This window comes from Legionella pneumophila subsp. fraseri, assembly GCF_000586315.1.
In the GTDB taxonomy this organism is placed as follows: domain Bacteria; phylum Pseudomonadota; class Gammaproteobacteria; order Legionellales; family Legionellaceae; genus Legionella; species Legionella pneumophila_B.
In genome coordinates this window covers 36,816-50,875 of the sequence record NZ_KK074222.1, presented here as the reverse complement: position 1 = coordinate 50,875, position 14,060 = coordinate 36,816, and the positions used below count along the sequence as shown (strand labels likewise).

The window sequence follows — 14,060 nt, the reverse complement described above, 5'->3', positions numbered from 1 at the left end:
TCTAACGCTTACCTCTTCACAAGCCAATTACGGGGTTGGCAAAGTTGATTTTTTAACGATGCTTAATAATTTGTTGACACTGCAAGAAAACGAATTGGAATGGCACGGTGAGCTTGCTGAACATGAAAAAGCGATTGCACAAATCGAAGAAACCACAGGGATGTACTTATGAATCATAAGGTGATGAGAAGATGGGTGTTCGTTTTGAGTTTGCTGGCTTTGTTGCAGTTAACCCAGGCACAAAATGCAACGGATACACATGGCAAGATGGACATGAAACAATCCACGCAAAAAAATGAGATGGTGATTGATCCAGTCCGCTTACAAGCCATTGGCATTACCTCCGAGTCAGTCCGCCGCCAACTGATCGAAAAAACAATCCGGACGGTAGGTCGTGTTGAAGCCGATGAGCGGCGTGTTGCCCATATCCATGTGCGCTTTGATGGCTGGATAGAACAATTATTCATCAATTTCACTGGCGAAAAAGTTAAAAAGGGACAAGCTCTTTTTACGGTGTATAGCCCGGAGTTGGTGGCTACCCAACAAGAATACTTACTTGCCTTAAACGCTCAAAAAATCTTAAGCAAAAATACGACATCCAGTGCTGCCCGTGGTGCCCAAGGGGCCTTTCAAGCCGCCCATCAGCGGTTGCTGCTGTGGGGGATTTCTGAAAAGGAAATAGAGCAATTAAAGCGCACCGGCAAAATTACTCGAACGATGACCATTGACTCACCTATCCAGGGAACGGTTCTTAAAAAAATGGCGCTTATTGGCATGCGTATTGAGCCAGGAGATGAATTGTACACGATTGCTGATTTATCACGCTTGTGGGTTTTAGGGGATATTTATGAATATGAGTTGCCCTATATTAAACTAGGACAAACTGCTGATCTGACCCTCACCTATTTGCCCAATGAATTATTTAAAGCCAAGCTTGATTTTATTTATCCGACCATTGATATGAAAACGCGTACGGCCAAGGTGCGTTTTGAAGTAGACAATACAAAAGAACAATTAAAGCCTGGGATGTACGTTAATCTGGAACTCAAAGTCCCTTTGGGTGAGCGTCTTGTAGTCCCTAAAAATGCCGTTTTACTCACGGGTGAGCGTGCGGTGGTCTTTATTTATCATGGCAATGGCAAAATTGAGTGGCGAGACGTGACTGTTGGGGTGAGAGCTGGTGATTTGCTTGAGATAGTAAAAGGGGTTAAGGAGGGAGATAAAATTATTACCTCTGCCAATTTCCTCATTGATTCGGAGAGCCAGTTGAAAGCAGCCATGGGAGGCATGCAGCATAAATAATAAGAGATGAATTGCTTATGAGTGTTATCTCATAAGGCTCTTTCATTCAAGAACAGGAATGATGTATGGGATTTCTATGAAATAAAGGGATTTTATGGTTGAACGGATTATTGAATTTTGTGCACGCAATCGCGTTATTGTGTTGCTCTTTGTGCTTGGGTTTTCTTTCATGGGTTATATAGCCTTGAAGAATACCCGCATGGATGCTTTGCCTGATATTTCAGACACGCAAGTGATTGTGTACACCACCTGGATGGGGCGCTCTCCTGATTTAATGGAAGACCAGGTCACTTATCCTATTGTGACCGCCCTATTGTCTGCACCGAAGGTGGTTGCGGTACGAGGATTTTCTGATTTTGGCTTTTCTTATGTTTACATCATTTTTGAGGATGGAACCGATATTTATTGGGCGCGTTCTCGTGTCTTGGAGTACATGAGCCAACTGGCAGGGAAATTACCCGAAGGGGTTACTCCTCAACTAGGTCCTGATGCGACCCCTGTGGGTTGGATTTATCAATACGCCTTGGTGGATGAAAACGGGAAACATAATCTGGCTGAGTTACGCACGTTTCAAGATTGGTATTTGCGCTATTGGTTAAGAGCAGTTCCTGGGGTGTCTGAAGTCGCCAGTGTGGGTGGGTTTGTCAGGCAATATCAAGTCAATTTGGACCCCGTTAAAGTTCTTGCCTACAACCTGTCGGTTCCTGACATCATCGAAAAAATTCGCATGAGCAATAACGACACCGGTGGAAGGGTGGTTGAATTTTCAGGCGTGGAATATATGATTCGTGGACGAGGATACATTAAGTCTACTGAGGACATTGAAAAAATTGCCATAGGTACTAATGCCAATGGGACACCGATTTTGCTGCGTGATGTGGCGACCGTGCAGCTTGGCTCGGATATGCGTCGAGGGGTCGTTGATTTAAATGGCCAAGGAGAAGCAGTGGGCGGCATTGTCATCATGCGCTTTGGTGAGGATGTGTTGCAAGTGATTGGTCGCATTAAAGAGAAACTAAAAGAATTGGCCAGCGCCATCCCCGAAGGAATAAAAATGGTTACTGTGTATGATCGCAGTAATCTCATTCGAGAAGCCATCTCCACGGCCAATTGGAATTTGATTGAAGAACTGGTGGTGGTTGGGTTACTCATCATCGTATTTTTAGGTCATTTTCGTTCAGCATTAATCCCCATTATTACCTTGCCGCTTGCGATTTTGATTTCTTTTATTCCCATTTATTTTTTACATATTGGGCTTAATATCATGTCCATTGGTGGGATTATTGTGGCGGTTGGCGACATGGTGGATGCCGCCATCATTATGGTCGATAATGCCCATAAACGCTTAGCGGATTGGGAGGCAAAAGGAAGTCCAGGCGATCGCACCCAAGTGTTAATCGACTCGGCCAAGGAAGTAGGTCCTGCGATTTTCTCATCACTTCTTGTGATTGCCATCTCGTTCATGCCCGTTTTTACTCTAGAAGCCCAAGAGGGGCGGATGTTTTCACCTTTGGCTTATACTAAAAACTTGGCGATTTTCATGAGTGCCCTGTTGGCCATCACCCTAATTCCTGTACTATTGCCTCTTTTGGTGCGTGGTCGAATCATTCCTGAACAAAAACATCCTATTACGCGGTTTATGCAAAAAATGTACGCACCCGTGTTAAGGCTAGCCTTGCACTATCGAAAGTTGGTGATAGGTATTGCGGTGGTGGTTGCTTTAAGCATCATTCCTCTTTATAAACTCATTGGCTCTGAATTCATGCCTCCTCTTTACGAAGGCACCATTTTATACATGCCAGTGACTTTACCGGGTATCTCAGTAACTCAAGCGACCGCCTTGCTTCAAGAAATGGATAAGAAATTAAAAGCCTTTCCAGAAGTATCCCATGTGTTTGGAAAGACAGGACGAGCGGAAACCTCTACCGACCCTTCTCCATTTAGCATGATGGAAGTGATTGTGGAATTAAAGCCCAAAGAATTTTGGCGTAAAGGAATGACTTATGAAAGCTTAATTGCTGAGATGGATAAAACCTTGCAATTTCCTGGGGTAAGTAATGCCTGGACCATGCCCATTAAAGCACGCAATGACATGCTCACCACAGGTATTCGAACGGCTGTTGGGATTAAAATTTTTGGTCCCGACATTAAAAAAATTGAAGCCATTGGCAAAGAAATTGAAATGGTGGCCAAAGAAGTGAAGGGGACAAGTAATGTCTATGCAGAGAGAGTCGCTGGAGGCTATTTTCTAGATTTCCAAATCAATCGCGACCAGTTAGCACGTTATGGCTTAACCATCATGGATGTTAATCGCATTATTGAGTCGGCGGTTGGCGGTGAAAATATCACCACCACCATTGAAGGGCGTGAGCGTTATCCGGTGAATGTGCGTTATTTACGCGAATTACGCGACGATCCAGACAAACTCAATCGTATTTTAGTCAAAACACCAAGTGGTGCTGAAGTACCTATTGCACAATTGGTGACGTTAACATTTCGTTCAGGACCTGCCATGGTCCGCGATGAAAATGCTATGTTGGCAGGTTATGTGTTCATCGACATCAGTGGTCGAGACATTGGCGGTTATGTGGAAGAGTTAAAACAAGCAGTCAAGGCCAAAGTCAAAATGCCCCCAGGCTATACATTGGCGTGGTCAGGTCAATACGAATTCATGCAACGGGTTTATGAGCGACTTAAAATTTTTGTGCCGCTCACCTTAGTCATTATTTTTGTTTTATTTTACTTTACCTTCCGTACCATCACGGAGACTTTGATGGTGATGCTCGGTGTTCCTTTTGCTTTATTTGGCGGTTTTCTGTTGCTTTATGTCTTGGGATACAACATGAGTATTGCCGTTTGGGTGGGAATGATTGCTTTAGCCGGTGTGGCCGCCGAAACCAGTGCGGTGATGCTGGCATACCTGGATTCGGATTACAATGAGAAAAAAGAGAAAGGGTTGCTTAAAACCCTGCCGGATTTAATTCAAATGGTACACCTTTGTGCCATATCCCGTATCCGCCCCATGGTGATGGCAGGTCTTGCGAACATCATCGGATTATTACCCGTAATGTGGGCCACTGGCATTGGAGCGGATGTCATGAAGCGCCTGGCGGCACCCATGGTGGGTGGCGTTTTTTCCGCCCTTTTACTGACTCTCATTGTCATTCCCGTGGTTTATGTGATGTGGCGTTGGCAAGTGGAATTGAAACAACAAGGAAGTCTGACGGAGGCAAAATGAAATTAACCTTTTTAGGGGCAACAGAGACCGTTACCGGATCAAAATATCTTTTGACGGTAGATTCTAAAAAAATTCTTATTGATTGCGGGCTTTTTCAAGGTTACAAAGAATTACGATTGCGTAACTGGGCTCCCTTGCCAGTCAATCCACGCGACATTGATGCAGTCATCATCACCCATGCTCACATTGACCATACGGGTTATCTTCCTTTGTTCGTTAAAAATGGTTTTCAAGGCAAAATTTATGCAACAACGGGTACCAAAGCGTTGTGCTCCATTTTATTGCCCGACAGTGGTCATCTGCAGGAAGAAGAAGCACGATTGGCTAACAAATATGGGTTCTCCAAGCATAGGCCTGCTCTTCCACTGTATACTGAGCAGGAAGCTCGAGTTGCCTTAAATTATTTTGAGACCATTGATTTTGATACGCCACATTCACTATTTAATGTGTTGAGTTTTGAATTTCATCGTGCCGGCCACATCGTGGGGGCTGCCATGGTCAAAATAAAAACAAAAAAAGGTTCCATTGTGTTTACCGGGGACCTTGGTCGTCCTCATGATCCTGTCATGAAAGCCCCAAGCGTGATTCAAGAAACCGATTATTTGGTGATGGAATCCACTTACGGAGACCGGCTGCATGATGCCACCGATCCCTTGCCACAAATCGGTGAAGTGATTAATCACACCATCAAACGAGGAGGCTCTGTTATTATTCCGGCCTTTGCGGTGGGACGGGCTCAAAGTCTTTTATATTTTATTTATGAATTAAAACGCAAAGGAGAAATTCCTAAAGAGATTCCAGTATTTTTAGACAGTCCCATGGCGATTAATGCAACCAAACTACTCTGTACTTATAAAGAGGATCATCACTTAAATGAGGAACAATGTCGTGGATTATGCCATGTGGCCACTTACATTAATACGCCTGAGGAGTCCAAAGAGATTGACAGGCATAAAATGCCACAAATCATCATAGCCGCCAGTGGCATGGCTCAAGGCGGTCGTATTTTGCATCATTTGAAAGCCTTTGCGCCTGATCCTAAAAACACACTTCTTTTTACTGGCTTTCAGGCAGGAGGTACTCGTGGTGCCAGGATGGTTAATGGGGAGCGGGAGGTTAAAATTCATGGTGGTTTGGTTCCCATACGCGCTCAGGTGGTGGTTATGAGCAGTACCTCTGCTCATGCTGATTATCTCGAGATGTTAGAGTGGCTAAAGCATTTTACTCATCCGCCTAAGAAGGTCTTTATCACGCATGGTGAACTCCACAGCGCTCAATCATTAAAAGAGAAAATTGAAAGCCAATTAGGCTTTTGCTGCACGATTCCTTCTTATCTACACACGGAGGATTTGTCGTGATCCATGAAGAACCTCATACGTTACGTTTAAAACACTTGGGGATTAAAACCTATCACGAAGCCATTATCTACATGCGAGAAGATTGTCATGTGTGCCATTCAGAAGGCTTTGAAGTTCAGACCCGCATTCAAGTGACCCTTGGCCAACGTTCCATTATTGCAACGCTTAATATCATTACCTCAGAGCTTCTTAAGCCTGGTGAGGCCAGCTTGTCGCATTATGCCTGGGATTCTTTAAATGCTAAAGAAGGGGATGAAATCCAATTATCGCATCCTAAGCCTCTGGAATCATTAAGTTATGTGCATACGAAGATTTATGGTAATGAACTCTCTTTTAAACAAATCAAGGCCATCGTGGATGACGTTTTAAGTGGCCGTCTTTCTGATTTGCAAATTTCAGCTTTTTTAGCGGCCAGTGCCGCGGAACGTTTAAGCAATATTGAAATCGTGAAACTTACAAAAGCCATGATTGACAGTGGCGATCGCTTATCCTGGTCTTCCCCTTTGATTGTAGACAAGCATTGTGTTGGTGGTTTACCAGGAAATCGCACCACCCTTGTTGTGGTTCCCATTGTAGCGGCTTTCGGGTTGACCATCCCAAAAACCTCTTCACGGGCTATCACTTCTCCAGCCGGGACAGCAGATACGATGGAAACTTTAGCGCCGGTGTCACTTAGCCCAGAGGCTATGTGTCACGTGGTTGATAAGGAAAACGGATGCATTGTTTGGGGAGGTGCTGTGAGCTTAAGCCCTGCCGATGATGTGCTTATTCGGGTGGAGCGTGCTCTTGAGTTAGATAGTGAAGGACAATTGGTCGCCTCAATCCTTTCTAAAAAAATTGCCACAGGAGCAACCCATGCGGTTATTGATATTCCAGTAGGACCTACCGCCAAAGTCAGGAATAAGTCCAGGGCTTTACTTCTTAAGCAATCCCTTGAAGAAGTAGGAAAACAGTTAGGTCTTGTGGTCCATACCTTAATTACTGATGGCGCACAACCGATAGGAAATGGTATTGGCCCGGCTTTAGAAGCACGCGATGTGTTGGCGGTATTACAAGGTTTGCCTCATGCCCCAAAGGATTTGCGTGAAAAATCATTAACTCTTGCAGGAGCAGTACTGGAATTTTCATCAACAGTACCACCAGGCTCAGGTCAATCGATAGCCAAACAATTATTAGATAGCGGAGAAGCGTTTAAAAAATTTCAGGCTATTTGTGAGGCACAAGGAGGGATGAGGGAATTGACGGTGGCACGTTTTACTCACCCTATGGTTGCTGAGAAAGCAGGTAAAGTATCTCTCATTGACAATCGAATGCTCGCAAAAATTGCTAAACTTGCAGGGGCCCCCAAGTCTAAATCAGCAGGAGTTGATTTGCATGTTCATGTTGGTGACCAAGTTGAAAAAGGGCAGCCTTTGTTCACCATCCACTCAGAGTCTTCAGGGGAACTGACTTATGCTCGCGATTTTATTCGCGATAAACAAAATACCATTGTTCTGGGAGAGAAGCCTTGAAACCCATTTTATTTTCATTATTTGATACTTCAGGAATCAGTGGGCGCTTAAAAGAAGCGCTTCAAGTGGAGGTGGGTGATGTCACGTTGCATTGTTTTCCAGACACAGAGTGGTACGTAAAAATTAATTCGGAAGTTAAAAATCGCAGCCTCATTGTAGTGGATAGCTTAAACCAACCCGATGGAAAAATACTGCCTTTGCTGTTTTTTGCTAAAACAGCAAAGGAATTAGGAGCTAAAAAAATCGGCTTGATTGCCCCTTATCTTCCCTATTTACGTCAAGATAAACGTTTTCATCAGGGGGAAGGGATTACCTCGCGTTATTTTGCTGAATTACTCTCTACTTCATTTGATTGGCTCATGACCATCGACCCCCATTTGCATCGTTATCACTCTTTGGATGAAATCTATTCAATACCTACTTTTGTCTTGCATGCTACAGCCAATATTGCCACATGGATTAAGAATCATGTGAATAAGCCTGTGATTATTGGTCCTGATATGGAAAGTCAGCAGTGGGTTGCCGACATTGCTGAAAAAGGCCATTTCCCTTATGTGATTTTGGAAAAAATTCGACGTGGAGATAAAGAGGTTTCTATTTCTGTGCCAACTATCCCTGACCTTGAATCGTCTACTCCCGTATTAGTCGATGACATCATCTCCACCGCCAGAACCATGGTGGAGACGGTAAGGCATTTACAAATGGCAGGGGTTCAGTCCGTGATTTGCATTGGGGTGCATGCGCTTTTTGCAGAAGAGGCTTATTCTTTATTATCGGGGATGGATGGTGTGCAAATCATCACGTGCAACACCATCCGTCATATCACTAATGCGATTGACGTGAGTGAAGTGATTGCAACCACTTTAGATAAATACAAACTCGCCAAGGTGTTATAAAAATAGGGATGAAAAAATTTTAACTAACTAAGGAGTGTCACATGTCACTTGTGAAGATAATCAAGGTCATTGGAATGGTCATTGGACTTTCGGCGACTTTCTTTTTGAGCTCTTGTGATGGTACTCTGAAGCAGAGTGCGCAAGAGGTTGATGGGGGCTACGGAGGACACAGTGCGGGTGGGCATGGTGGGCATGGTGGTGTTGGGCATTAGGCCTCAATTGAAAGAAAACGAGTATTGTAAAACGAACCATTAGGACATTTAAGAGTCCTTTCGAACAAAGGTTTATTATTGGTGGACACGCAGGCCCCTGCGGGCATTAAACAATAGGAAATAGGTGACCCATGAAACAGGACCATCATCAAAAACATTCTAATTCGGACAAAGAACATGGGGGTTGTCATCAGGAACATAAAGCACACAAGCCTCATAGGCCCTCCTCCAACATGGAAGGTTCGATCATTTATATGTGTCCCATGCATCCAGAAATTCGCCAGTCTGCCCCTGGCCATTGCCCGATATGTGGTATGGCATTAGAGCCTGAAACAGTAACAACAGAAGAAGTAGCGAGTCCTGAATATCTTGACATGAGACGTCGATTTTGGATTGCGTTGATTTTGACTGTGCCTGTTGTGATATTGGAGATGGGTGGGCATGGTTTGCAGCATTTTATTTCTGGCAGTATTTCCAGTTGGATTCAATTGTTGTTGGCCACGCCTGTGGTTTTATGGGGCGGTTGGCCTTTTTTTAAGCGCGGTTGGCAATCTCTAAAAACACGCCAGTTAAATATGTTTACTCTGATTGCCATGGGTATTGGTGTGGCGTGGATTTACAGTGTGGTGGCTGTTCTTTGGCCAGGTGTATTTCCCAATGCGTTTCGAAGTCAAGAAGGAGTGGTTGCTGTTTATTTTGAAGCGGCAGCAGTGATTACGACTTTGGTCTTATTAGGGCAAGTGCTGGAACTCAAAGCACGAGAGCAAACGGGGAGTGCTATCCGTGCTTTGTTGAAATTGGCTCCTGAACGCGCTCATCTTATTAAAGAGGATGGAAGTGAAGAAGAAGTATCGCTTGATAAGGTCCATGTCGGAGATAAATTGCGTGTTCGTCCTGGTGAAAAAATACCAGTGGATGGTGAAGTACTGGAAGGACGAAGTTTTGTCGATGAGTCTATGGTGACAGGTGAACCTATTCCGGTGACTAAAGAAACAGGAGCCAAAGTCATTGGGGCGACGATTAACCAGACGGGTAGTTTTGTAATGAGCGCGTTGCATGTGGGCAGTGATACGATGCTTGCTCGTATTGTCCAAATGGTGAGTGAAGCCCAAAGAAGTCGTGCTCCCATTCAACGATTAGCGGATACCGTTTCGGGATGGTTTGTTCCTGCAGTGATTTTGGTTGCCATATTGTCTTTTATTCTATGGGCCTTGCTAGGCCCACAGCCGTCATTGAGCTATGGTTTAATTGCCGCTGTATCAGTACTTATTATTGCTTGCCCTTGTGCTCTTGGTTTGGCAACACCCATGTCTATCATGGTCGGGGTTGGGAAAGGAGCCCAAAATGGGGTTTTAATTAAAAATGCCGAAAGCTTGGAACGCATGGAAAAGGTCAATACGTTAGTGGTTGATAAAACAGGTACCCTAACGGAGGGGCGCCCCAAACTGACCCGCATTGTAACTGATGGGGAGTTTGATGAAGAAGATATCTTAGCACTAGCTGCGGCTCTCGAACACCAAAGCGAACATCCGCTCGCCAATGCCATTGTAACGGCTGCGAAAGAAAAACAGTTGTCCTTTGGCTCAGTGGAAGATTTTGAAGCACCTACCGGCAAGGGAGTCCTAGGGAAGGTCAATGGTCATCGTATTGCCATTGGTAATGTCAAATTAATGCAGGAGCATGGCAGTGACAAGGCCTCTCTTCTTGAAAAAGCCGATGAATTTCGCAGCAAAGGCGCATCAGTCATGTTCATGGCAGTGGAGGGTAAAACAGTAGCTCTTTTGGTGGTAGAAGACCCTATTAAACCAACCACCCCAGAAACCATTCGCAAGTTGCAGCAAGGCGGTATTGAAGTGGTGATGCTCACAGGGGATAGCAAAAAAACAGCAGAAGCGGTAGCAGGTACCCTCGGTATTAAAAAGGTGGTGGCCGAAATCATGCCTGAAGATAAGAGCCGCATCGTGAGTGAATTAAAAGACAAAGGACTCGTTGTTGCCATGGCAGGCGATGGAGTCAATGATGCGCCAGCGTTGGCCAAAGCCGATATTGGTATTGCTATGGGTACGGGTACTGATGTAGCTATTGAGAGTGCCGGTATTACCTTGCTGCATGGCGATTTGCGTGGCATTGCCAAGGCACGTCATTTGTCAGAAAGCACTATGAATAACATCCGTCAAAATCTCTTTTTTGCATTTATTTATAATGTATTGGGTGTGCCGGTGGCCGCAGGTATTTTGTATCCCCTGACTGGTTTACTCTTAAGTCCCATCATCGCAGCTCTTGCCATGGCGCTTTCTTCGGTGTCCGTGATTATTAATGCGCTAAGATTGCGACGGATAACCCTATGAAACAGAAATACGGCCGGCCTGTTATGGGCCAGCCTAAGTATTTCTATTGATGGTTTGAGTTTTTGTAAACTACCACGGTCTTAATAGGCCCAGCTGAAAAAATTAATGCCAATTACCATCATGAAGAAAAATCAAGTCTATACTATAGAAGATAGGCCAGGCTGTATTTAAGGTAAAATCATGGTAATCCCAGTTGTTATGATACTGTTTGGTATCTCTTTTCTTGTCAAGGGCGCTTATTTAATCAACCAGTTAATGCAACAGACCAATCAATATCGACGGAAATGGCTTATTTATTTTGCTTTTATCATCGCTTTTATTTTGAGTTATTCGGGCAGTATTGTTTATGGTTTGTTGGTTGATCCTCACTGCCTTAATTATTTTTATGCCAGTGTGTTTTTAATGGGTGCTACCTATATTTATTCATCATGCCATCTGATGACCAAAACCATGCAAAAAATGGAATTGATGGATGATATTAAAAACCGCTATGAAACGTTACGCCATCATGCGACTTATGATTCGTTGACTGGGTGTAATAACCGAGAATATCTTTTTGAGATGTTGAATACGCGTTTCCAACAAATACAACTCCATGGCGGTGAAGTGGTTGTTCTCTTTATCGATTTAGACCGATTTAAGGCAGTGAATGACCGTTTTGGTCACGATATGGGGGATACTGTTTTGCAAACCTTTGACCAACTCCTAAGACAGCGTTTGCGAAAGGATGATGTGGTGGCGCGTTATGGTGGCGATGAATTTATTGTATTGATGGAAAATACCTCTTTAAGTGAAGCCCAGAGGATTGCTGAGAATCTTGCGACGGTTGCTACCCAATCCATTAATGAAGGCCTATTGGACTCACTGGATTTGGGTTGCTCCATTGGCATTACTCAAATGAGCCGTCACTCGGTCTCCGTGAATACCACCATTAAAGAAGCGGATTTGGCCTGTTATGCCGCTAAGCAAAGAAAAATTGATGGTGCGGTTTGTCTTTATAGTCCCATGCTTGCAGTAACAAACAATCACATCGTTTCTTGTATCAAACAGATGGCTAAATAGAAAATTAGCATTTGAAATTCTAGGTGAAACTCATAAAACCCATCTTAAATTCAAGCAAAATTGAGAGCAGTTTAACATGTACATTGAATTACAATGAACCTATGTTTTATTCGATATCACTTAAGTTATTATTTTGCAAGTCATTGTTTAATGACATGGGATAGGAGATACTTTAAAGATAAAATAATAAAAAGAAGGTATTGATTAATGGCACATTTTCTAATGAAACAAACTTACCTATTCTTGGTTCCTGCGCTCCTTATGAGTTGCTCTTATAATGCTAAGCTTACTCCTGAAGGAGAGAAAGTGAGCATTCTCCAATCAGGAAAGCCCTCAAAGCGCTGTGCTTTTCTAGGGGAAGTGAGCGCTTACGATCGCAATGGGATGAGCCAATCCTATCAATCGCATGAGCATTTGATTCAGGACGAACTCAATATTCTAAGAAATAAAGCAGCCCTTTTAGGGGCGAATACGCTTTTCGTTACGAAACATCAGCAAACTTATGAAGGCAATCCCAAAAATGATTTCGTAGCAGATCATTGGATGGTAGGTCGCGCTTACCAGTGTAAGACAACACAGCAATAACTATTTTGAAGTTTAACAGCTATGGAAAACAATAGAGTTTGGCTTTTTTCTTGTTGGGCAGTGCTTCTGTTGCTGTATTCTTCTTTGGCAACGGCTTTGACTCTTCGAGAAATAACCCAAATCGCTCTAGCGAATAACAAGGATTTAAAAGCGGCTCGTTATAATGTGGCTATTGCAGAGGCACGTTTAATACAAGCGGGCCTCTGGCCCAATCCAAGTCTTAATCTCTCAAACAACGACGATCGTTTGTTTAATGATGAAGGAGAGTATTCGCGCAGTGCTGGTTTTACTCAAGCATTCCCTATTTCTGGACGTATTGCCAAACAAAAAACAGTGGCACGCCTTGATGTACTGAAAGCTATGGCAGAAATTAGGGAAGCAGAGCGTCAGCTAAGTGCTAAAGTGGCTAATGCGTTTTATGCCGCAGTTATCACCGAGCGCCGTATGCAACAATTGAATTATTTATTACGGATTAATCAAGAGTTAGTTGATGTCATCCATAATCGTTATCATGCGGCGGAGATTTCAAAGCTGGATGAGAACGCAGCGCGTATTGAGTATTTGCGCATTGCTCAAGAAAAGCACTTGTTACACAGCCTTCGCATTAGTCAAAACGCCACGCTGAATCAATTGATGGGAAGGCAAGCGGACTCTCCTTTATCCCTTAAGGCTGATTTCATCACAGGACAAAAACATCCCGAATTACTCACTCTAAAAGCACTGGCGCTTAAAAATCGTCCTGACCGTCAAGCCATTGTGTTATCGATGAGTCGCGCTGATGCCGACCGCCGTTTGGCAAAAGCCGAGCGTTTTGCTGATTGGACGATAGGGCTGGGGGTCCAACAAGATAAAATTGTGGTGGAAGAGGGGCCACCCCAACCCGCCGATCGCACCTTGGGGGTTACTCTTTCTGTGCCTCTTCCTCTTTTAAATCGTAATCAAGGGCGAATTTTGGAAGCCAGTCACACAGGAACTCAAGCGATGATGGCGTTAGGTGCTTTGGATTTAAGCATTGAAACGGAAGTGGCCAGTAATTATGCGCAATTGAAAGCACTGCAGATGAGCCTCAAAGAAACACAAACGGTCTCCCTTAAGTTAGGGGTGGATAATGTGAAATTGGCACGTGAGTCTTATGAAAACGGACAAATTTCTCTTTTGAATGTGTTGCAAGTACAAAAGCAACAAAATGATTTGCAAATGACTTACCTCAGCACCTTAGAAAAATATTTACAAGTGTATGTGGCCTTATGTACAGCCATTGGTCCTGGTAAAACCCAAGAATTTTGTCCCTATTTAGCGTATCAAAGGAATGGTGATGTCAATTACATTGCGACAACGAAATAGAATTATTGCATTCATTATTGGTGTTTTTTTTGGTTTACTCTTCCATGCTCAGGGGAGCTTTGCTCATGGAGAGGAAATCGAGGTGAGCGAAGGAGGGGCTAAAGGCCCCGTTCATTTAACCCCGCAGCAAATCAAGATGTTGGACATTAGAGTAGCAGAAGCAACCACTCGTCCTATGGCGCAATTACTGGGTTTAAATGGCCA

At 43.9% G+C, this 14,060-nt stretch carries 10 protein-coding genes and 2 pseudogenes; all 12 read left to right on the top strand.

Annotated features, from left to right (window positions below):
• Positions 1-172: pseudogene (locus CC34_RS1000000117515) on the top strand (TolC family protein); the annotation flags it as partial.
• Positions 169-1,302, top strand: a complete 1,134-nt coding sequence (locus CC34_RS0110970; protein WP_028379480.1) for an efflux RND transporter periplasmic adaptor subunit — start codon at positions 169-171, stop codon at positions 1,300-1,302. The pseudogene CC34_RS1000000117515 and the gene CC34_RS0110970, both read left to right, overlap by 4 nt.
• A 94-nt stretch (positions 1,303-1,396) precedes the next feature.
• Positions 1,397-4,540 (top strand): efflux RND transporter permease subunit, encoded by a 3,144-nt coding sequence (locus CC34_RS0110965; RefSeq protein WP_028379479.1) that lies wholly within the window; start codon positions 1,397-1,399, stop codon positions 4,538-4,540.
• Positions 4,537-5,898 carry an MBL fold metallo-hydrolase gene (locus tag CC34_RS0110960; protein WP_028378361.1) on the top strand — a complete coding sequence of 454 codons (1,362 nt, stop codon included), beginning with the start codon at positions 4,537-4,539 and terminating at the stop codon, positions 5,896-5,898. Before CC34_RS0110965 ends, CC34_RS0110960 begins: the two co-directional genes overlap by 4 nt.
• Positions 5,856-7,409 carry a thymidine phosphorylase family protein gene (locus CC34_RS0110955; RefSeq protein WP_028378360.1) on the top strand — a complete coding sequence of 518 codons (1,554 nt, stop codon included), beginning with the start codon at positions 5,856-5,858 and terminating at the stop codon, positions 7,407-7,409. The genes CC34_RS0110960 and CC34_RS0110955 overlap by 43 nt, the downstream gene beginning before the upstream one ends.
• Complete coding sequence (locus CC34_RS0110950) at positions 7,406-8,305, top strand: ribose-phosphate pyrophosphokinase (protein ID WP_028378359.1); 900 nt, start codon at positions 7,406-7,408, stop codon at positions 8,303-8,305. Before CC34_RS0110955 ends, CC34_RS0110950 begins: the two co-directional genes overlap by 4 nt.
• Before the next feature lie 41 nt (positions 8,306-8,346).
• Positions 8,347-8,517: a hypothetical protein gene (locus tag CC34_RS1000000117510; RefSeq protein ID WP_162839338.1), complete on the top strand. Its 171-nt coding sequence runs from the start codon at positions 8,347-8,349 to the stop codon at positions 8,515-8,517.
• Between the two features lie 131 nt (positions 8,518-8,648).
• A complete protein-coding gene (locus CC34_RS0110940; RefSeq protein ID WP_028378358.1) occupies positions 8,649-10,865 on the top strand; it encodes a copper-transporting P-type ATPase in 2,217 nt (738 codons plus the stop codon).
• 180 nt (positions 10,866-11,045) lie between these two features.
• Positions 11,046-11,927 carry a GGDEF domain-containing protein gene (locus CC34_RS0110935; RefSeq protein WP_028379478.1) on the top strand — a complete coding sequence of 294 codons (882 nt, stop codon included), beginning with the start codon at positions 11,046-11,048 and terminating at the stop codon, positions 11,925-11,927.
• Between the two features lie 207 nt (positions 11,928-12,134).
• On the top strand, positions 12,135-12,512 hold the full coding sequence (locus CC34_RS0110930) for a DUF4156 domain-containing protein (RefSeq protein ID WP_028378356.1): 378 nt from the start codon (positions 12,135-12,137) through the stop codon (positions 12,510-12,512).
• A gap of 21 nt (positions 12,513-12,533) precedes the next feature.
• Positions 12,534-13,856 carry a TolC family protein gene (locus tag CC34_RS0110925; protein WP_028378355.1) on the top strand — a complete coding sequence of 441 codons (1,323 nt, stop codon included), beginning with the start codon at positions 12,534-12,536 and terminating at the stop codon, positions 13,854-13,856.
• Positions 13,828-14,060, top strand: a pseudogene (locus CC34_RS1000000117505) (efflux RND transporter periplasmic adaptor subunit); the annotation flags it as partial. The gene CC34_RS0110925 and the pseudogene CC34_RS1000000117505, both read left to right, overlap by 29 nt.

What these genes read in the sequence shown, in the direction of transcription:
- CC34_RS0110970 (WP_028379480.1), top strand. Translation starts at nt 169, where the DNA reads ATGAATCATAAGGTGATGAGAAGATGGGTGTTCGTTTTGAGTTTGCTG.
- CC34_RS0110965 (WP_028379479.1), top strand. Translation starts at nt 1,397, where the DNA reads ATGGTTGAACGGATTATTGAATTTTGTGCACGCAATCGCGTTATTGTG.
- CC34_RS0110960 (WP_028378361.1), top strand. Translation starts at nt 4,537, where the DNA reads ATGAAATTAACCTTTTTAGGGGCAACAGAGACCGTTACCGGATCAAAA.
- CC34_RS1000000117510 (WP_162839338.1), top strand. Translation starts at nt 8,347, where the DNA reads ATGTCACTTGTGAAGATAATCAAGGTCATTGGAATGGTCATTGGACTT.
- CC34_RS0110940 (WP_028378358.1), top strand. Translation starts at nt 8,649, where the DNA reads ATGAAACAGGACCATCATCAAAAACATTCTAATTCGGACAAAGAACAT.
- CC34_RS0110935 (WP_028379478.1), top strand. Translation starts at nt 11,046, where the DNA reads ATGGTAATCCCAGTTGTTATGATACTGTTTGGTATCTCTTTTCTTGTC.
- CC34_RS0110930 (WP_028378356.1), top strand. Translation starts at nt 12,135, where the DNA reads ATGGCACATTTTCTAATGAAACAAACTTACCTATTCTTGGTTCCTGCG.
- CC34_RS0110925 (WP_028378355.1), top strand. Translation starts at nt 12,534, where the DNA reads ATGGAAAACAATAGAGTTTGGCTTTTTTCTTGTTGGGCAGTGCTTCTG.